At 62.7% G+C, this 19,486-nt stretch carries 19 protein-coding genes; 14 read left to right on the top strand and 5 right to left on the bottom strand.

What is annotated here, in order from left to right:
* Positions 1 to 13: 13 nt before the first annotated feature.
* Complete coding sequence (locus ACQZ5H_RS02460; RefSeq protein WP_449096645.1) at positions 14 to 1,684, bottom strand: MFS transporter; 1,671 nt, start codon at positions 1,682 to 1,684, stop codon at positions 14 to 16.
* 10 nt (positions 1,685 to 1,694) lie between these two features.
* Entirely contained in the window at positions 1,695 to 2,138 is a 444-nt protein-coding gene (locus tag ACQZ5H_RS02455) for a MarR family winged helix-turn-helix transcriptional regulator (RefSeq protein ID WP_449096644.1), read from the bottom strand.
* Positions 2,139 to 2,459: 321 nt separating this feature from the next.
* Between ACQZ5H_RS02455 and ACQZ5H_RS02450 the strand changes: the two genes are divergently transcribed.
* Positions 2,460 to 3,953, top strand: coding sequence for a replicative DNA helicase (locus ACQZ5H_RS02450; RefSeq protein WP_112719675.1), 1,494 nt, complete (start codon positions 2,460 to 2,462; stop codon positions 3,951 to 3,953).
* Between the two features lie 98 nt (positions 3,954 to 4,051).
* On the top strand, positions 4,052 to 5,215 hold the full coding sequence (gene alr / locus ACQZ5H_RS02445) for an alanine racemase (protein WP_449096643.1): 1,164 nt from the start codon (positions 4,052 to 4,054) through the stop codon (positions 5,213 to 5,215).
* Between the two features lie 3 nt (positions 5,216 to 5,218).
* On the opposite strand, the gene ACQZ5H_RS02440 is transcribed toward alr, so the two are convergent.
* Together ACQZ5H_RS02440 and ACQZ5H_RS02435 are read right to left on the bottom strand one after the other, a co-directional pair.
* Complete coding sequence (locus tag ACQZ5H_RS02440; protein ID WP_449096642.1) at positions 5,219 to 5,854, bottom strand: LysE family translocator; 636 nt, start codon at positions 5,852 to 5,854, stop codon at positions 5,219 to 5,221.
* A gap of 132 nt (positions 5,855 to 5,986) precedes the next feature.
* A complete protein-coding gene (locus ACQZ5H_RS02435; RefSeq protein ID WP_449096641.1) occupies positions 5,987 to 6,670 on the bottom strand; it encodes a PDZ domain-containing protein in 684 nt (227 codons plus the stop codon).
* Positions 6,671 to 6,916: 246 nt separating this feature from the next.
* On the opposite strand from ACQZ5H_RS02435, the gene radA reads away from it, so the two are divergent.
* From radA to mazF, 6 genes are all read left to right on the top strand, one after another.
* Entirely contained in the window at positions 6,917 to 8,320 is a 1,404-nt protein-coding gene (gene radA, locus ACQZ5H_RS02430) for a DNA repair protein RadA (protein ID WP_112719543.1), read from the top strand.
* Positions 8,321 to 8,414: 94 nt separating this feature from the next.
* Entirely contained in the window at positions 8,415 to 9,044 is a 630-nt protein-coding gene (locus ACQZ5H_RS02425; RefSeq protein ID WP_112719544.1) for a CvpA family protein, read from the top strand.
* Between the two features lie 172 nt (positions 9,045 to 9,216).
* Complete coding sequence (purF, locus tag ACQZ5H_RS02420) at positions 9,217 to 10,707, top strand: amidophosphoribosyltransferase (RefSeq protein WP_112719545.1); 1,491 nt, start codon at positions 9,217 to 9,219, stop codon at positions 10,705 to 10,707.
* Positions 10,708 to 11,049: 342 nt separating this feature from the next.
* Positions 11,050 to 11,790 (top strand): SDR family NAD(P)-dependent oxidoreductase, encoded by a 741-nt coding sequence (locus tag ACQZ5H_RS02415; RefSeq protein WP_199628849.1) that lies wholly within the window; start codon positions 11,050 to 11,052, stop codon positions 11,788 to 11,790.
* A 63-nt stretch (positions 11,791 to 11,853) separates the two neighbouring features.
* A complete protein-coding gene (gene mazE / locus ACQZ5H_RS02410; RefSeq protein WP_112719547.1) occupies positions 11,854 to 12,117 on the top strand; it encodes a type II toxin-antitoxin system antitoxin MazE in 264 nt (87 codons plus the stop codon).
* Positions 12,117 to 12,488, top strand: coding sequence for a type II toxin-antitoxin system toxin MazF (gene mazF, locus ACQZ5H_RS02405; protein WP_449096640.1), 372 nt, complete (start codon positions 12,117 to 12,119; stop codon positions 12,486 to 12,488). Before mazE ends, mazF begins: the two co-directional genes overlap by 1 nt.
* Here the strand turns inward: mazF and ACQZ5H_RS02400 are convergent.
* Entirely contained in the window at positions 12,485 to 13,219 is a 735-nt protein-coding gene (locus ACQZ5H_RS02400) for a glycoside hydrolase family 25 protein (protein ID WP_449096639.1), read from the bottom strand. The two genes, mazF and ACQZ5H_RS02400, sit on opposite strands and share 4 nt — an antisense overlap.
* A 340-nt stretch (positions 13,220 to 13,559) precedes the next feature.
* On the opposite strand from ACQZ5H_RS02400, the gene cysS reads away from it, so the two are divergent.
* The 6 genes from cysS to cimA all read left to right on the top strand — a co-directional run bounded on the left by cysS (position 13,560) and on the right by cimA (position 19,377).
* Entirely contained in the window at positions 13,560 to 14,936 is a 1,377-nt protein-coding gene (gene cysS / locus ACQZ5H_RS02395; RefSeq protein WP_449096638.1) for a cysteine--tRNA ligase, read from the top strand.
* Between the two features lie 205 nt (positions 14,937 to 15,141).
* Entirely contained in the window at positions 15,142 to 15,618 is a 477-nt protein-coding gene (locus ACQZ5H_RS02390; RefSeq protein ID WP_449096637.1) for a GFA family protein, read from the top strand.
* Entirely contained in the window at positions 15,615 to 16,103 is a 489-nt protein-coding gene (locus ACQZ5H_RS02385; protein WP_449096636.1) for a GFA family protein, read from the top strand. The genes ACQZ5H_RS02390 and ACQZ5H_RS02385 overlap by 4 nt, the downstream gene beginning before the upstream one ends.
* Positions 16,100 to 16,576, top strand: coding sequence for a GFA family protein (locus tag ACQZ5H_RS02380; protein WP_203429183.1), 477 nt, complete (start codon positions 16,100 to 16,102; stop codon positions 16,574 to 16,576). The genes ACQZ5H_RS02385 and ACQZ5H_RS02380 overlap by 4 nt, the downstream gene beginning before the upstream one ends.
* The gene (gene pip / locus ACQZ5H_RS02375; RefSeq protein WP_449096635.1) at positions 16,573 to 17,532 is read left to right on the top strand and encodes a prolyl aminopeptidase; all 960 of its coding nucleotides are present in this window, start codon (positions 16,573 to 16,575) and stop codon (positions 17,530 to 17,532) included. The genes ACQZ5H_RS02380 and pip overlap by 4 nt, the downstream gene beginning before the upstream one ends.
* Before the next feature lie 231 nt (positions 17,533 to 17,763).
* Positions 17,764 to 19,377 (top strand): citramalate synthase, encoded by a 1,614-nt coding sequence (gene cimA / locus ACQZ5H_RS02370; protein ID WP_449096634.1) that lies wholly within the window; start codon positions 17,764 to 17,766, stop codon positions 19,375 to 19,377.
* The last annotated feature ends 109 nt before the right edge of the window (positions 19,378 to 19,486 follow it).

Raw genomic sequence — 19,486 nt, 5'->3', positions numbered from 1 at the left:
TGGGGCCTCTGGCTCAGGATTGCGCAAGGACGGCCTCCGGCCCGTTCTGCCAGGGCCGGCGCTTCCATGCGAGATGGAGAAGAAGGACGACGAGACCTGCCAGGCAGGACAGGAAGATGACGTAGAAGGCATCGTTATAGGCGAGCACATAGGCTTCCCGCGCCACCTGCTGGCTGAGCAGCGAGAGGCCCTCGGCATTCAGCAGCGTCTTGTCGGTGATGACCTTGCCGTAGGCGGCCGAAAGCTGCGAGACGCGCTGGGCGACGATCGGGTCCGTCAGCAGGATATGTTCGACGAGAACGTTGGAATGAAACTTCTCGCGGATGACGACGAAAGTGCCGAGTACCGAGGAGGCAAAGAGCGAGCCGATCGACTGGGTGAACAGGAAGATTACCAGGAAATTGACGATATAGGGCATACCCTTGGCGAGGACGGCCGCAAAGCCCTTGGACATGACCGGCGGCAGGAACATCGCCGCACCCGCCGCGACCATCGCCTGGCTCAGATACATTTCCGGCGGCCGCGTCAGGCTGGTGGACTGGCTGTCGATATAGGCGCCCGCCGCGATCAGGATCAGCGCCAGCACATGCGCGGTCTCGACATAGCGCGTCATCATCAGATAGGCGCAGAACAGGCCGCCCGCGAGCGACGAGAGCAGGATGATCGCATAGAGATGGATCGTCTGGTCGTTGAGCAGGCCGAGCTGCTGATAGAAATTCGCCGCCGTCGTCGACTGCTCCGAGGAGACGAAGCGGAACAGTAGCAGGAGACCGGCCATGCGCATGTTCGCGCCCGAGAAGACGAAGCGCAGGTCGATCATCGGATTGGCGCGCGGCAGCTCGATCAGGAACATCAGCGTCAGCGCGCCGATCGAGACGGCAAGTACGATGCCGAGCCAGGATACTTCGAACCACCAGTAGAGCCGCCCGAGCGTCAGGACGACGGCCAGGCAGCCGAAGCTGATGGCGAGCAGCAGGTAGCTCAGGATATCGAGCCGCTGGATGACCTTGGCGCGCGGCGGCGCCGTGAGCGGCAGCAGGTAGATGACCGGCAGGGCAATCAGCGCCAGCCCCATCTCGAAAGTGTAAAGGGCACTGTAACCGCCGAGATCCAGCAGCGACGGCGAGATGATCCGGGCGATCGGCGCGGCAAACAGCGTGTTCATCAGCGCCAGGCTGAGGCCCACCGAGAGCTTCTTTTCCGGCGGGAAGGCTTCCAGCATGTAGAGGAAGCCGAGCGTCGAGAGTGGGGCGGCGGCCATGCCGCTCAAGGCGCGTACGACGATTGCCGAATGCAGATCGGTGATCAGCAGGTTCATCATCGAGGCGAAGAGGAAGCAGATGATGCTGAACTCGGCAAAGCGGCGCAGGCCATATTGCGTGCGGATCTTGAAGAGCGCGATGGCAAGGCTGGCATAGGGCGCCATATAGGCGGCGGACAGCCAGGACACCTCGATCGTGGTCGCCGAGAACGAGCCCTGCAGCTGGTAGATATTGGCGGTGATCAGGTTCATCCCCAACCCCTGGGTCAGGAAGAACAAGACCGAGGAGGCCATGTAGAGCGGCACCTTCCAGCGCGCCAGCGGTACCGGCAAGGGCGGCGCTGCGGGCGGCGGCGTGACGGCCTCTTCCTCGCCCTTGCGGGCGGCTACAGCATTGTCATTTGCTGTCTCGGCGAGGCTCATTCACGCGTCCTCATTGTCCGCGAACGGCCGCCAGGTTCGCCTGCATCGTGCGGATAACATTCAAGGTAGTCCTGAGATCGCTTTCGGGAATACCGGCGATGATCTGGCCGCGTACTTCCTCCGCAAGACCCTCGACTTCGGCGGCGACCACCCTGCCCGCATCGGTCATGTAGATCTCCTTGGCGCGGCGGTCGGAGCCGGCGACACGGCGCTCGACATAGCCCTGCCCTTCCATCGCATCGAGGATGCGCACGAGCGTCGGGGTTTCGAGCTCGAGGCGGTCGGCGAGCTCGCGCTGGTTGATGCCGTCCTTCTTGTTGAGATTGAAGAACACCCGGGCGCGCGGCAGCGTCATGTTGCGTTCCCTGACCCTGGCATCGAAAGTCGCTCTCAGCTTGCGGGTGAAGGCAGCAATGTCTTCGATCAATTCGCGGCCGAGCAGCTTATTCGCCATAGATTCCAGTCCAATTCGTTAGTGTGCTAATTATATTATTACTATCTAAAGCAGATTTGGCATTTTTTCAAGTGCTAACTCGGATGGCTTACGAGTAAAATAGCCATCAGCAAAAATGCAGGCTGAGTCGCAGCCAGGCCCGTGTCCCCAAGGTGACACGATAGCATTTTTTGTCCACAGGCTTTGAAGCGCTGTGGACAAGTCGAACAACGTGCAAAGCGCAGTGGATTTTGAAGACCGGCAGGCGCTGTTGCCGCCATGCACTTGCATTTGCAGGTGGCAGTCTTCAAATCCGGGATAGAAACGACAGAACGGATGACGATGAACGACGCCGCGCGAAAGATTGCCGCCGTTGCTCCTGCCGAGCAGCATTACCGCGAAGCACCCAACAATATCGAAGCGGAGCAGGCGCTTCTGGGTGCTATCCTGATGAACAACGACGCCTATTACCGGGTGTCGGACTTCCTCAAGCCGATCCATCTCTATGAGCCGCTGCACCGGAAGATCTTCGAGGTCGCCGGCGATATCATCCGCATGGGCAAGATCGCCAATCCGGTGACGATCAAGACCTTCCTGAAGGCCGACGAGAAGGTCGGCGACATGACGGTGTCGGAATATCTCGCCCGCCTCGCCCGCGAGGCCGTCACCATCATCAATGCCGAGGACTATGGCCGCGCGATCTACGATCTGGCGCTGCGCCGCGCGCTGATCACCATCGGCGAGGACGTCGTCAACATCGCCTATGACGCGCCGCTCGACATGCCGCCGCAGGCGCAGATCGAAGACACCGAGCGCCGCCTGTTCGAGCTGGCCGAAAACGGCCGCTACGACGGCGGATTCCAGTCGTTCAACGACGCCGTGGCGCTGGCGATCGACATGGCTGCCGTCGCCAAGGAGCGTGATGGCGGTCTCTCCGGCATCTCCACCGGCATCCATTCGCTCGACGGCAAGATGGGCGGCCTGCAGCGCTCCGACTTGATCGTGCTCGCCGGACGTCCGGGTATGGGCAAGACCTCGCTCGCCACCAACATCGCCTATAACATCGCCGCCGCCTATGAAGGCGAAGTGCAGGCGGACGGAAGTTTCAAGGCGAAGCAGGGCGGCGTCGTCGGCTTCTACTCGCTCGAAATGTCGTCCGAACAGCTCGCAACCCGTATCATCTCCGAGCAGACGGAAGTCTCCTCCTCGAAGATCCGCCGCGGCGACATCAACGATGCCGATTTCGAAAAGCTGGTCGCCTGCTCGATGATGATGCAGAAGGTGCCGCTTTATATCGACCAGACCGGTGGTATCTCGATCGCGCAGCTTTCGGCGCGCGCCCGCCGCCTGAAGCGCCAGCGCGGCCTCGATTGCCTGGTGGTGGACTATATCCAGCTGATGACCGGCGCCGGCAAGGGCGACAACCGCGTTCAGGAAATCACCCAGATCACCACCGGCCTGAAGGCGCTCGGCAAGGAACTCAACGTTCCCATCATCGCCCTTTCGCAGCTGTCGCGTCAGGTCGAAAGCCGCGACGACAAGCGCCCGCAGCTCTCCGACCTTCGTGAATCGGGCTCGATCGAGCAGGACGCGGACGTCGTGCTCTTCGTGTTCCGCGAGGAATATTACGTCAAGAACCTCGAGCCGCGCGATCCCGCCGATCCGAAATATGCGGAATGGGAAGCACTGTTCGAAAAGGTCAAGGGCACGGCCGACGTCATCATCGCCAAGCAGCGCCACGGACCGACCGGCACCGTCAAGCTCGCCTTCCAGTCGGAGTTCACCCGCTTCGCCGACCTCGCCGAGCCGTCGTTTACGCAGTACGAAGAACACTGATCAGCATTGCTGCAATGCAGCGACGGGCTTCCCCTCGCAGGTCATGAGCTTTAGACTGGCCGGAGACTCCTCTCCGGCCTTTATTTTTGATGTGTGCGATGACCGATATTTCCGACGCCTTCGAAGACGATCATTTTGAATCCGCGGGACTGCGGCTGACGGTGGATCTTTCCGCCCTCGCCCAGAACTGGCAGGACATGGCGCGGCGTTCTGGAAAGGCGCGCGCCTCGGCCGTCGTCAAGGCGGATGCCTATGGCATGGGGATCGAGGATTCCGGCGAGGCGCTCTATATGGCGGGCGCACGCGACTTTTTCGTCGCGACCGTCGACGAGGGCGTGACGCTGCGGCTCTATGCGCCCGACGCCCGCATCTTCGTGCTGTCGGGCATCTGGCCCGGAACCGAGCGGCGCTTCTTCGAGAATGATCTGGTGCCGGTCATTTCGTCCGAAGAGCAGCTCGCCTTCTGGATGGCGGTGCTTTCGGACTACGGCGACTACCCCTGTGCGCTGCATGTCGATACCGGCTTCAACCGGCTCGGTCTTCACATCGACGAGGCACTCGCACTCGCCGACGACGTCTCGCGCCCGGCAAGCTTTGCGCCTGTACTCGTCATGAGCCATCTTGCCTGCGGCGACGACCAGCTGTCGCCGATGAACAAGCAGCAGCTTGAATCATTCCGCAGGGTTACCGCCGCCTATGAAGGTATCGAATCAAGCCTTGCGGCCTCCGCCGGTGTGTTTCTCGGCGAAAATTATCATTTCGACCTGACGCGTCCGGGCATCGCCATCTATGGCGCCGAGGCCGTCCACGGCATGAAGAACCCGATGCGCCCTGTCGCCACCGCCGAAGCGCGGGTGATCCAGGTCAAGACGGTGCGCGCCGGGGAATCCGTCAGCTACGGGCGGGCGCTGAAGCTGACGCGCGACAGCCGCTTGGCGATCGTTGCCGCCGGTTATGCCGATGGCTACATGCGCAGCCAGTCGAGCGGCGGGGTGCCGCTGCGCAATGCGCTGCCGCAGGGCGGTCAGGGCTTCTTCGAGGGATATCACGTTCCGGTCGCCGGCCGCATCACCATGGACCTGACGATCTTCGACGTCACCGACCTGCCCGAAAACCTGATCCGCGCCAGCGATTACATCGAGCTCTTCGGCAAGAATATCCTCGTCGACGATGCGGCACGCGCCGCAGGCACGATCGGCTACGAGATGCTGACGAGCATCGGGCTGCGCCACGAGCGGAAATACGTGGTCGACGAGGAATAGGTCTCAGCGCGTCGTCAGCGCCAGGCGAACGCCGAGCGCAACGAGCAGCGCGCCGAGACCGCGATCGAGCCAAAGGCCGATCTTGCGGTTGCCCTTGACGAGTTCGGCGAGCCTGCCGCCCGCCAAGATCAGCGGCGGCTCGATGAAGACGGCGACGACGACGATCAGCAGGCCGTGCACGGCAAGCTGCAGCCAGACCGGGCCTGCACCCTCGACGACGAATTGCGGCAGGAAGGCCAGAAAGAAGATCGCCACCTTCGGATTGAGCAGCGACACCAGCACGCCCTGCCGGTAGATGCGCTGCCAGCTCATGGTCTCTGCCGCAGCCTTGACAAAACCGCCCTCACCGCCCGAGCGCAGCGCCTGGATGCCGAGCCAGACGAGATAGGCGGCACCCACCCACTTCACCGCCGAGAAAGCGAAGGCAGAGGCGGCCAGCACTGCCGACAGGCCGAAGGCTGCGAAGAGCACATGCAGGCAGGCGCCCGTCCACACGCCGAAGACCGCGGAAAAGCCGGCGCGCGTGCCGCTCTTGATCGTATGGCCGAGAATGAACGCCATATCCGGACCCGGCGACAGGTTCAGAAGCACGGCGGCGGTCAGGAAGGTGATCCAGTGGGCAAGCGAATAATCGAGCATGGGCAATGTTCCTATGAATATACAACGCAGCCTGCCACTGCGGCTGATGATAGGAAAATCACTAGTTTTGATTGATGCGCCCAGGCGCAATGGACGGGCGGCCACTCTTGGCGAGCGGCCACCCCAATTCGGCTACTCCTCGTCGGAGCCGCCGTCGTCACCGTCGCCGTCATCAGCGCTATCGTCGCTGTCGTCGGCTTCATCGGCGCTGGTTTCCTCGTCCGTCGCCGATTCTTCCTGCGTCATCGCTTCCTCGACAGTGGTCTCTTCGCTCTCGTAGGACGACTCGATGGTCTCCGTTTCCTCGGACACATATTCCGAATAGGAGAACGAGGCATCCGACGTGTCGCTTTCCCACGTCGCCACCTCGGTCACCGAGACGGCTTCGCTGTAGGATTCCATCGTGATGACGGCGGCAACGGCCACAGGCGTACCGTCCCGCTGAAGGGAAAGCGCAATATCCGAATGACCGGCCTTCAGGTCGCGTCTGACCGCGACATCGACGTCGACAGGCTTATGAACCTTATGGCCATGAACCTCGGAGAGAACGTCGCCCGGCTTGATCCCTTGCTTGTCGGCAACACCACCCGGCTTGACGGAAAGAACCAGCACACCATGCTCTCCCTTGGCGAGCTTGAACTTCTTGGCGACGGCCTTGTTGACCGGCAGCAGAAGCGCATCCAGAGCCTTGGAAATGGAAGGTGCCGGCATTCCGTCTGCAGGGGGCGTTGCAGCGGCTGCGGGATATATTGCGAGCGGCGAAGCGATGTTCGCGGCAATCACCAGCGCGCGAACAGCAAGGTAGGTATTTCTCAAGTCAATCTCCACCGTAGATGCGAGCCGGCCGATGCCGTCTCCGCGTGTCATAAATGGCCCTCTCTCATTAAGAATTTGCCAATAAATCAGCAGATCATGAAACTAAAGTCGCATGCGCGTGTGCTGCTTGCGCCGTGTGCCTATCCCCTGTTGCGTCGGCGCCCGAACGGACCGACATATGGATGAAAGAGCGAATCACCCGCGACCGGATGATGCCGCCAACTCCAGCATCGAAAGTCCAACCTGATGGCGAAGGCCAGAACTCAATTCACCTGCCAGAACTGCGGCACGGTTCATAACCGCTGGGCCGGGAAGTGCGAAGGCTGCGGCGAGTGGAACACCATCGTCGAGGAAGATCCGATGGGCGGCATCGGCGGCGGACCGGCCAAGACGCCGAAGAAGGGACGTCCCGTTGCCCTGACCGCGCTCTCGGGCGAGATCGAGGAAGCGCCGCGCATCCATACCGGCATTTCCGAGCTCGACCGGGCGCTCGGCGGCGGCTTCGTGCGCGGCTCTGCCGTGCTCGTCGGCGGCGATCCCGGCATCGGCAAGTCGACGCTCTTGATGCAGGCCGCCGCCGCGCTCTCGCGCCGCGGCCACAAGATCATCTATGTCTCGGGCGAAGAGGCCGTTGCCCAGGTGCGCCTGCGCGCGCAGCGGCTGAGTGCGGCCGATACCGACGTGATGCTGGCTGCCGAAACCAATGTCGAGGACATCCTCGCGACGCTTGCCGAGGGAAAACGCCCCGATCTCGTCATCATCGATTCCATCCAGACGCTGTGGAGCGATCTGGCGGAATCGGCGCCGGGTACCGTCACCCAGGTCAGGACCGGCGTGCAGGCGATGATCCGTTTTGCCAAGCAGACGGGTGCTGCCATGGTGCTCGTGGGCCACGTCACCAAGGACGGCCAGATCGCCGGTCCGCGCGTCGTCGAGCACATGGTCGATGCCGTGCTCTATTTCGAAGGCGACCGCGGCCACCACTATCGCATCCTGCGCACCGTCAAGAACCGCTTCGGACCGACCGACGAGATCGGCGTCTTCGAAATGTCCGACAAGGGGCTGCGCGAAGTCGCCAATCCCTCCGAGCTGTTCCTCGGCGAGCGCAACGAGAAATCCCCGGGTGCGGCGGTGTTCGCCGGCATGGAGGGCACGCGGCCGATCCTCGTCGAAGTGCAGGCGCTGGTGGCGCCGACTTCGCTCGGCACGCCGCGGCGCGCCATCGTCGGCTGGGACTCGGCACGGCTTTCGATGATCCTTGCCGTGCTCGAAGCCCATTGCGGCGTGAAGCTCGGCCAACACGACGTCTATCTCAACATCGCCGGCGGCTACCGGATCTCCGAGCCGGCAGCCGATCTGGCCGTCGCTTCGGCCCTTGTTTCCTCGCTTGCCGGTATTGCTCTCCCGGCCGATTGCGTCTATTTCGGCGAAGTCAGCCTGTCGGGGGCCGTCCGACCGGTTGCGCACACCGCCCAGCGCCTCAAAGAAGCCGAGAAGCTGGGATTTTCTGCAGCGCTGCTTCCAACAGCGACCGCCGATCTGCCGAAGGGCACCGGGGGACGCTGGAACGAGATAGAGAGCCTGCCGGACCTGGTGGCGCGCATCGCCGGATCGAAGGGTGCGCTACGACGTGTGGAAGACGACGGTTGATCCTTTCATTGCCGTAAACGGTAGTGATATAGGATGCACACGAATGAGGCGCGGCCCGCTTGCGGAAACGCAGCAGCCCTGGAGTTGAATTTATATGCCCATTACGATTTTCGACGGTATTGTCATCGGCGTCGTGCTCTTCTCCGCCGTATTGGCGATGGTCCGCGGCTTTTCCCGTGAGGTCCTGTCGATCGCAAGCTGGGGCGGTTCGGCTGCCGCAGCCTACTACCTCTACCACTACCTGGTGCCCTACGCGAAGAAGTACACCGACGACGACCGCATCGCGATCGTCGGCTCGGCCGCCGTCGTCTTCCTGATCGCGCTGATCGTCATCTCCTTCATCACCATGAAGATCGCCGATTTCATCATCGACAGCCGCATCGGCGCGCTCGACCGTACGCTCGGCTTCCTGTTCGGTGCCGCGCGCGGCATTCTTCTGCTGGTCGTGGCCGTCGCCTTCTGGAACTGGCTGGTCGATGCCGATCACCGTCCGGCATGGGTCAACAACGCCAAATCCAAGCCGTTCCTCGACTCGATGGTCGTGAAACTGCAGTCGGTTCTGCCGGAAGAGTTCGCCCAAATGATCCGCACCAGCGTGATGGACAAAATTCAGCCGCAGGGCGAGAATACGGGCAATGCCAATGCGCCGGCAGCAGACCAGGCGCCGGCAGACGATGCAGCACCGGCCGCCCCTGCAGGCGGCGCGCAACCGCAGTCGAATTGACACAGTGTTCAACAGCTTGACCTGCACGATGGCAATTGCCATTTGAGCGGGACGTACAGTAAAGGTCCGGCCGGGCATCCGCTCTGCCGGGCCTCAGCCGTTTAAAACGCATGATGACGGCGTCATGCTATGGAAAGCCGATCCATTCTTGTGAGAGCAAAGGCCCGCATCGATGAACCAGTCCTATTCCCTGACGCTCAATGACGAACTCGATGGGGATACGCTCCACGAAGAGTGCGGCGTCTTCGGTATTCTCGGCCACGACGATGCGGCAACGCTGACGGCGCTCGGGCTTCACGCCCTGCAGCACCGCGGTCAGGAAGCCGCCGGTATCGTCTCCTTCGACGGATCGCGCTTCCATTCCGAGCGCCATATGGGCCTGGTCGGCGACCACTATACCAACCCGACGACGCTGGCCCGCCTGCCCGGCAATATCTCGATCGGTCACAACCGCTATTCGACGACCGGCGAAGTGGCGTTGCGCAACGTTCAGCCGCTGTTTGCCGAACTTGAAGTCGGCGGCATCGCCATCGCCCACAACGGCAACTTCACCAACGGCCTGACCCTTCGCCGCCAGCTGATCGCCGGTGGCGCCATCTGTCAGTCGACGTCGGATACCGAAGTCGTCCTCCACCTGATCGCCCGCTCGCGTTATGCGTCAACCGCCGATCGCTTCATCGACGCCATCCGCCAGATGGAAGGCGGCTACTCGATGGTGGCAATCACCCGCACCAAGCTGATCGCCGCCCGCGACCCCACCGGCATCCGGCCGCTGGTCATGGGCGAGCTCGACGGCAAGCCGATCTTCGCATCCGAAACCTGCGCGCTCGACATCATCGGCGCCAAGTTCATCCGCGATGTCGAAAACGGCGAAGTCATCATCTGCGAAATCCAGTCCGACGGCTCGATCACCATCGACGCGCGCAAGGCCGGCAATGGCCAGCCGGAACGCCTCTGCCTGTTCGAATATGTCTATTTCGCCCGTCCCGATTCCGTCGTCGGCGGCCGCAGCGTTTACGTTGCCCGCAAGAACATGGGCATCAACCTTGCCAAGGAAGCGCCCGTCGAAGCCGATGTCGTCGTTCCTGTTCCCGATGGCGGCACGCCGGCAGCTCTCGGCTATGCGCAGGAAAGCGGCATCCCGTTCGAATACGGCATCATCCGCAACCATTATGTAGGCCGTACATTCATCGAGCCGACGCAGCAGATCCGCGCCTTCGGCGTGAAGCTCAAGCATTCGGCCAACCGGGCGATGATCGAAGGCAAGCGCGTTGTGCTGGTCGACGATTCCGTCGTGCGCGGCACCACATCGCTGAAGATCGTGCAGATGATCCGCGATGCCGGCGCCAAGGAAGTGCACCTGCGCGTCGCCAGCCCGATGATCTACTATCCTGATTTCTACGGCATCGACACGCCTGATCGTGAAAAGCTGCTCGCCAACCAGTACGAAAGCCTGGAAGCAATGTGCAAGTATATCGGCGCGGATTCGCTCGAATTCCTGTCGATCAACGGCCTCTACCGCGCCGTCGGCGGCGAAGACCGCAACGACGCCCGCCCGCAGTTCACCGACCACTATTTCACCGGCGACTACCCGACCCGCCTCCTCGACAAGGACGGCGAGAAGATGGGCCGCAAGGTCTCGCTGCTGGCAACGAACGGGTAAGGCTTGCCTTCGGGGCGTTTAGCCGGACGGTGTTCACCCGGAGCCCCCTCACCCTGCCCTCTCCCCCAAGGGAGAGGGGATGTTGGCGCAAGCGGGTACCGCAGTCATCCCTTCTCCCCTCGGGGAGAAGGTGCCCGAAGGGCGGATGAGGGGGCCGCAATCGCAGACCTCTCCCTTTTGCATCACGAAAGACTCTCCTGCGCGCAAAGACTTGCGCGCGCTGGATCCCTGTGACAAGCACAGGGATGAGGGAGGCGAGGTTGGCGGCTCGCCAAAAGCGACCATTCAATCGTTCCCACAAAGAACTCAAAGACCAGCCCGGCGCGGCATCAGGACGGCAGTATGAACATCAATCTTGAAGGCAAGATCGCGCTCGTGACCGGCGCTTCCCGCGGCATCGGCTATTTCACCGCGCTCGAACTCGCAAAGGCCGGCGCGCACGTCATCGCCTGCGCCCGCACCGTCGGCGGTCTCGAAGACCTCGATGATGCGATCAAGGCGGTCGGCGGCAGCGCCACGCTGGTTCCCTTCGATCTCGCCGACATGGAAGCCATCGACCGTCTCGGCGGCTCGATTTTCGAACGCTGGGGCAAGCTCGACATTCTCGTCGCCAATGCCGGCGTACTCGGCGTCATCTCGCCGATCGGCCATGTCGAGGCGAAGACCTTCGAGAAGGTGATGAACATCAACGTCAACGCCACCTGGCGGCTGATCCGCTCGGTCGATCCGCTGCTGACCCGCGCCGAAGCCGGCCGCGCCGTCATTCTCTCGTCGGCTGCCGCGCACAAATGCCGCCCGTTCTGGGGCCCCTACTCCGCCTCCAAGGCCGCCGTCGAGGCGCTGGCCCGCACCTGGGCCGGCGAAAGCCAGTCGACGCCGCTGCGCATCACCAGCGTCGATCCGGGCGCCACCCGCACCGCGATGCGCGCCCAGGCCGTCCCCGGCGAAGACCCGGCGACGCTGCCGCACCCGTCCGAAGTCGCCAAGGCGATCCTCCCGCTCCTCGGCCCCGGCGTTACCGAAACCGGCAAGCTGTTCATCGTGCGCGAAAACAAGCTGGTGGATTACCACCTGCCGGCGTGAGCTAGCTTCCCTTGATGACCACCGAAATTGTGCTACATATGTAGCACTCTCGGGAGCGTACGAATGTCCATTACCACCAAGATCAGACGCCAGGGCGGAGCTGCGATCGTCACGCTGCCGCCTGCCGTTCTGAAGATGATGCAGGTCGAGGTCGGCGATCAGCTGTCACTCGATGTCGCCAATGGCGAATTGATCGGCCGGGCGACACGCCCTGCAAAGAAGCGTTACTCGCTCAGCGAATTGCTGGAGGGAGCCGACGAAATCCGCGCACTCAACGCCGAAGTCGCCGATGCGCAGGATGGCGATCCGGTGGGCCGCGAAATCTGATGATGGTCCGCAGCAACGTTCCGAAGCGTGGCGATGTCTATTGGATCGATCCGAACCCCGTCGCCGGGCGCGAGATGAAGAACCGGCATCGTTTCGTCGTCATTACGCCGCGCGAAATCAATGCTCTCGGCGTGAGCATGACCGTGCCGATCACCAGCGGCGGCGCCTTCACCCGTGATGTCGGCCTGGCTGTTGCGATTTCCGGGCATGACACGACGGGCGTTGCCGTCTGCAATCAGGTCCGCAGCTTCGACATTGCCGCGCGCATCCAGCAGAAGACCGCCCAGTATATCGAAACGCTCGACGAGGCGACGATGAGCGAGATCGTCGCGCGCGTCGTCAGCGCCATCGATCCGGCGCCGGAAGGCTAGCTCACCGGCCGCACGAAATACGGCTCGAGCGCGCTTCCCGGGCAGAGCGCGTTGAGATCGACCGCACCCTTGATCCCCTCCACCTTGCCGTCGTCGGCGAATTGCCAGAGCGACCAGTTCTGGCAATCCGGGCGGTGAGCGATGCTGCGGATCCAGAGGGTGTGGGGCGGGAAGCGGGTTTCGTTGCCCTTGAAATATTGCTCGAAGAAGGCCTCGTTCATGTAGAAGACCGGCTGGCCGGGATAGCGGCCGTTCAGCCGAGCATAGAAGGCTGCGATTTCGGCGCTGAGCTCATCCAGCGTCGGCACCTTGCCGCAATTGCCGGTGAATTCGAGATCGAGCGCCAGCGGCAGGGCGTCGGCTTCGGCGGGTATGGTGGCGATGACGTTATCGGCCTGCTCGGCGCCGGGGCGGCAGAAGGTGAAGAAGTGATAGGCGCCGCGGACGATCCCGGCCTGCTTTGCCGCTTGCCAGTTTTCGGCGAATTTTCGGTCGCGGTGATCGCCGCCTTCGGTCGCCTTCATGATGGCGAAGCGGATGTTCGGTTGATCCTTCAGCCGCGCCCAGTCGATGTCGCCCTGGTGATGGCTGATGTCTATGCCCTGGATCGGATAGTCTGCGAGGGATGGCGGAGAGAACTGCGTCATGGCGCGATCGTATGCCAGATAGGCGCCGCAGGCGACAGCCGTCAGGATGATCGCGGTGATGAGCAGGAGGAAGACGCGGCGCACGGGTTGATCTCATCTGTTGCGGCTGTGGTGATAGCATGGAAATACCGTAACTTAGACGCCCGGCCCTTCGCTTTCGCTTCGGGCGTTCGGTCCTGCAATCGATTCGCTGGATCGATTGCTGCGGCTTTGCCGCATCGGGCCTCACCCCCACTTGACCGATGGCCGTTCCCGCGCCATAAAACGCGCCATGAAAACGGTTATCTGCATTAACTGCCGGAAGATTATTCGCTAGCGCGCTCGCTGGCCTGGCCGTTTTCGTCTCCCAAATACGCAAAGATGAGAAACGCCCCGGCCCGCCGGTGGCAGCATTTTTCGGATCATTGCATTGGGAGAACATGACATGGCCGGCCCGGCTGAACTCAAGCTTTACAACACGCTGACGCGCGAAAAGACGGCTTTCGAACCGATCGATCGCGACAATGTCCGCATGTATGTCTGCGGCCCGACCGTTTACGATTTCGCCCATATCGGCAATGCCCGCCCGGTCATCGTCTTCGACGTGCTGTTCCGGCTGCTTCGCCATGTCTATGGCGCAGAGAAGGTCACCTATGCGCGCAACATCACCGACGTCGACGACAAGATCAACGCGCGGGCGCTGCGCGACTATCCCGGCCTGCCGCTGAACGAGGCCATCCGCCGCGTCACCGAGAAGACCGAGACGCAGTTTCTCGATGACGCCAAGTCGCTCGGCTGCCTGGAGCCGACGCACCAGCCGCGGGCGACCGAGAACATCGCCGGGATGATCGAGATCATCGAGAAGCTGCTCGATAACGGCCATGCCTATCAGGCCGAAGGCGAAGTGCTGTTCGACACGCGCTCGATGGCCGATTACGGCCAGCTCTCGAAGCGCAACCTCGATGAGCAGCAGGCGGGTGCGCGCATCGCCGTCGATGCGCACAAAAAGAACCCCGGCGATTTCGTGCTCTGGAAGCTGTCTTCCGAGAGTGAACCCGGCTGGGACAGCCCCTGGGGCCGCGGCCGTCCGGGCTGGCATATCGAGTGCTCGGCGATGAGCCAGCGCTATGTCGGCGAGGTCTTCGACATTCATGGCGGCGGGCTGGACCTGATCTTCCCGCACCACGAAAACGAGATCGCCCAGTCGCGCTGCGCCCACGGCACCGAGGTGATGGCGAATGTCTGGATGCATAACGGCTTCCTGCAGGTCGAAGGCCGCAAGATGTCGAAGTCCGAAGGCAATTTCGTCACCATCTACGAGTTGCTGCACACCGAGAAATTCGGCGGCCGGAAATGGCCGGGCGAAGTGCTGCGTCTGGCGATGCTGATGACGCATTACCGCGAGCCGATCGATTTCTCGATAAAGCGGCTGGAAGAAGCAGAACGCCTGCTCGCCAAGTGGCCAGCAGCCGATGCCGGCGATGCGGCGCCGGATGCCGCGGTCCTTGCAGCACTGGCAGACGACCTCAACACGGTCGCCGCGGTGCAGGCGCTGCATGCGCTGGCGCAGTCCGGCGATGCCGCAGTGTTTGCGGCAAGCGCTGCGCTGCTCGGCGTGCTGCCGGAGAAGACGGAAGTCGATGAAGCCGTGGCGCTTGAGATCGACCGTCGCGTTGCGGCGCGGCTTGAATTGCTGAAGGCGAAGAACTTTGCCGAGGCGGACAAGCTGCGTGATGAGCTGCTTTCCGAAGGCGTGCAGCTGAAGGACGGCAAGGATGCGGCGACCGGAGAACGCGTGACGACCTGGGAGTTGAAGCGGTGAGCCTACGGGTCTTGACCAAGTCCCCTCCCCAACCCCTCCCCACAAGGGGGAGGGGCTTAGCGGCCGCCTTGCCTGCTTTGGACCTTGCAGTTTGCGCCGACGCGCCGACAGTGTCGGCAAGCGGTACTACGGGTAAGCCCTCCCCCTTGTGGGGAGGGTTGGGAGGGGTCTTTCTGCAAGACCCGGGATCACGGAGGAAGGTCCAATGACTGTTTACACCGGCGGATGCCAGTGCGGTGCCGTTCGCTTCCGGGTGGAAGGCGAGCTGACGCATTCGTCGATCTGTCATTGCCGGATGTGCCAGAAGGCGTCTGGCGGATACTATGCGCCGCTGGTGTCCGTCCGCGGTGCGGAGCTTGCGTGGACGCGCGGCGAGCGCAAGCGTTTCAAGTCCTCGAACTTCGCCTTCCGCGGCTTCTGTGGCGATTGCGGTACGCCGCTGACCTATGAGGCGCCGGATGGGCTGGCGATCGCCGCTGGTGCCTTCGATGATCCCGCGGCGCTGCCGCCGACGATCCAGTATGGCATCGAGGCGAAGCTGCCCTTTACCGACCGGCTGCATGCGCTCCCGGGCATCCGCACCGAGGACGATGTCGAGGCGGCCGAGTTCATCAACGAGATCGTCTCCTACCAGCACCCCGATCACGACACCGCGGTATGGCCGCCGGAGGACAAGGCGTGAGCGCGAGCGCGGATAGAAGCGGCGGTTGCCAGTGCGGCGCGGTGCGTTACCGGGCCTCGGGCAAGCTCGGCTATCCGCATCTCTGCCATTGCCGCATGTGCCAGAAAGCGGCCGGCAATTACTTCCTGCCGCTTGCCGGTGTAGCGCGCGCCGATTTTGCGCTGACGCGCGGCGAGCCGAAATGGTTCAGCTCTTCCGAGCTCGTGCGCCGCGGCTTCTGCGCCGAATGCGGCACGCCGCTCTTTTACGATATCCCGGAAGCCGATTTCATCAATATCACGCTCGGCTCGCTCGACGATCCGCAATCCGTCAAGCCGGTTGCGCAGTCTAACATGGGCACCCGCATGCGCTGGTTCCATGATCTCGACGCCCTGCCCGTCGAGCCGGAGCCCGAAAGCAGCGAGCGCGAGGACACGATCGCCTCCAGCAATCACCAGCATCCCGATCACGATACCATTCAGTGGCCCCATGGAGCAGCAAGATGAGTGAACCCATTCGAACAGGCGGCTGCCAGTGCGGCGCGATCCGCTTCCGTATCTCGGGAAAGATCGGCCGCCCGTCGATCTGCCATTGCCGGATGTGCCAGAAGCAGTTCGGCGGTTTCTTCTCGGCGCTGGTGACGGCGCCTGAAGACGGCATGGAATGGACGCGCGGCGAGCTCAGCTATTTCCAGTCGTCGATCAATATCGACCGCGGCTTCTGCAGCAATTGCGGCACGCCGATGACCTACCGGCATCCCGGCGGACTGGAGCTGGCGATCGGCACCTTCGACGAGCGCAGCGATCTGCAGCCGCAGATCCAGGTGAACCATGAAGCGCGCCTGCCCTGGGTCGAGAAGATCTTCGACGCGCCTGTGCATACCGACCCTGATTTCTATTCGCGCCAGGAAGCGATCATCTCCTTCCAGCATCCCGATCACGATACCGAAACATGGCCCGCGAAAGGCTTCAAGGCATGACCGAAGTGTTGCGCACGCTCTATCCCGAAATCGAGGCCTATGCCTCCGGCCACCTCGATGTCGGTGACGGCCACAAGATCTATTGGGAGCGCTCGGGCACGCCGGGCGCCAAGCCGGCAGTCTTCCTGCATGGCGGACCGGGCGGCGGCTTCTCGCCGGTTCATCGCCGGCTCTTCGATCCCAAGCTTTACGACGTCATGCTGTTCGACCAGCGCGGCTGCGGCAAGTCCACGCCGCATGCCAGTCTCGAAGCCAACACGACCTGGGATCTGGTTGCCGATATCGAGCGGCTGCGCGAGATGGCGGGCGTCGAAAAGTGGCAGGTCTTCGGCGGCTCCTGGGGCTCGACGCTGGCGCTCGCCTATGCCGAAAAGCATCCGGAGCGGGTTTCCGAACTGATCGTGCGCGGCATCTACACGCTGACCAAGGCCGAGCTCGACTGGTACTATCAGTTCGGCGTCTCCGAGATGTTCCCGGACAAGTGGGAGCGCTTCATCGCCCCCATCCCGCCAGAAGAGCGCCACGAGATGATGCAGGCTTATAACCGCCGGCTGACCGGCGCCGACCGCGCCGTGGCGCTCGAGGCCGCACACGCCTGGAGCATCTGGGAAGGCGAGACGATCACGCTGCTGCCGGAGAAATCCACCAGCGGCAAGTTCGAGGAAGCCGAGTTCGCCTATGCCTTCGCCCGCATCGAGAACCATTTCTTCGTCAATGCCGGCTGGATGGATGAAGGGCAGCTGCTGCGCGATGCGCACAAGCTGAAAGACATCCCCGGCGTCATCGTCCACGGCCGCTACGACATGCCCTGCCCCGCCAAATATGCCTGGCAGCTGCACAAGGCCTGGCCGAAGGCGGAGTTCCATCTGATCGAGGGCGCAGGGCATGCGTTTTCGGAGCCGGGGATACTGGATCAGCTGATCCGGGCTACGGACAAGTTTGCGGGGAAAATATAACTCGGAGGGTGGAGCCCCCTCACCCTAGCCCTCTCCCCGAGGGGAGAGGGGAAAAGCAGCCGATGCGGTCTCCTTCCCTTCTCCCCTCGGGGAGAAGGTGCCCGAAGGGCGGATGAGGGGGCCGCAAGCGCGAATGTCCAGCCCTCATGGTGAGGAGGCCCGCAAGGGCCGTCTCGAACCACGAGGGCGGGTGAGAAACACACAACACCCGCACAGCCGGGAGGAACGACAATGAGAGAACGCATCTACCTCTTCGACACGACGCTCCGGGACGGGCAGCAGACGCCCGGGATCGATTTTTCGGTCGAGGACAAGATTGCGATTGCAGCGATGCTGGATGATTTCGGTCTCGATTATGTCGAGGGCGGCTATCCCGGCGCCAACCCGACCGATACCGCCTTCTTCAGCGAGAAGCGCACGAAGGCCGCCCGTTTCGTTGCCTTCGGCATGACCAAGCGGCCGGGGATCTCGACCTCCAACGATCCGGGCCTCGCCACGCTGCTGCAGGCCAAGAGCGACGCGATCTGTTTCGTCGCCAAGAGCTGGGACTACCATGTGAAGGTGGCGCTCGGCTGCACCAACGAGGAAAATCTCGAATCCATCTCCGAAAGCGTCAAGGCCGCGGTTGCTGCCGGCAAGGAGGCGATGGTCGATTGCGAGCATTTCTTCGATGGCTACAAGGCCAATCCGGAATATGCCACCGCCTGCGCCAAGGCCGCCTATGATGCCGGCGCGCGCTGGGTGGTGCTCTGCGACACCAATGGCGGCACGCAGCCGCCCGAAATCCGGGCGATCGTCGAGGCGCTGATTTCGGCCGGCGTTCCCGGAGACTGTCTCGGCATCCATGCCCATAACGACACCGGCCAGGCGGTCGCCAATTCGCTCGCCGCCGTCGAGGCCGGCGTGCGGCAGATCCAGGGTACGTTGAACGGCATCGGCGAGCGCTGCGGCAATGCCAATCTGGTGACGCTGATCCCGACGCTGGCGCTGAAGGATGCCTATTCGACCCGCTTCGAGACGGCGATCGACGAGGAGCGGCTCGTCAATCTGACGCGCCTGTCGCATGCCTTCGACGAGCTGCTCAACCGCTCGCCCGATCACCAGATGCCCTATGTCGGCGCCTCTGCCTTTGCGACGAAAGCCGGCATCCATGCCTCGGCGCTGCTCAAGGACCCGCGCACCTATGAGCATGTACAGCCGGAGAGCGTCGGCAATTTCCGCAAGATCATGGTCTCTGACCAGGGCGGCAAGGCGAATTTCATCAATGCCTTGAAGCGCCGCGGCATCGAGGTCGGCAAGGACGACCCGAAGCTCGATCTCCTGATCTCCATCGTCAAGGGGCGCGAGGCGTCCGGCTATGCCTATGAGGGCGCCGATGCCAGCTTCGAACTGCTTGCCCGCCGCACGCTCGGCACCATCCCGGAATTCTTCGGCATCGACGGTTTCCGGGTGATGATCGAGCGCCGCTTCGACAGCCTCGGTCGCGTCAAGATCGTCTCGGAAGCGGTGGTGAAGATCACCATCGACGGCCAGACGCTGATGTCGGTCGCCGAAGCAGAAGGGCCGGTCAACGCGCTCGACCTCGCGCTGCGCAAGGATTTCGGCAAGTACCAGCACGAGATCGACGACCTCGTGCTCGCCGACTTCAAGGTGCGTATCCTCAACGGCGGCACCGAGGCCATCACCCGCGTCCTGATCGAATCCATCGATTCCAGCGGCGTGCGCTGGTGGACGGTCGGGGTTTCCGAAAACATCATCGACGCCTCGTTCCAGGCGCTGATGGATTCGGTCATCTACAAGCTGATGAAGAACCGGCAGCTGGCGGGCAAGATCGCGGCGGAGTGAGCGGATGTGGAATTCCACATCTGGCAAATCAAAAGTCCTTCACATCCATTCACGGAAATGAATTGGCCTATTCATATGCGTTAGGTTAGAGCGGGTTCCATAAACATAA

This window comes from Rhizobium sp. 21-4511-3d, assembly GCF_053522545.1.
This window is presented reverse-complemented; position numbering and strand designations above follow the sequence as displayed.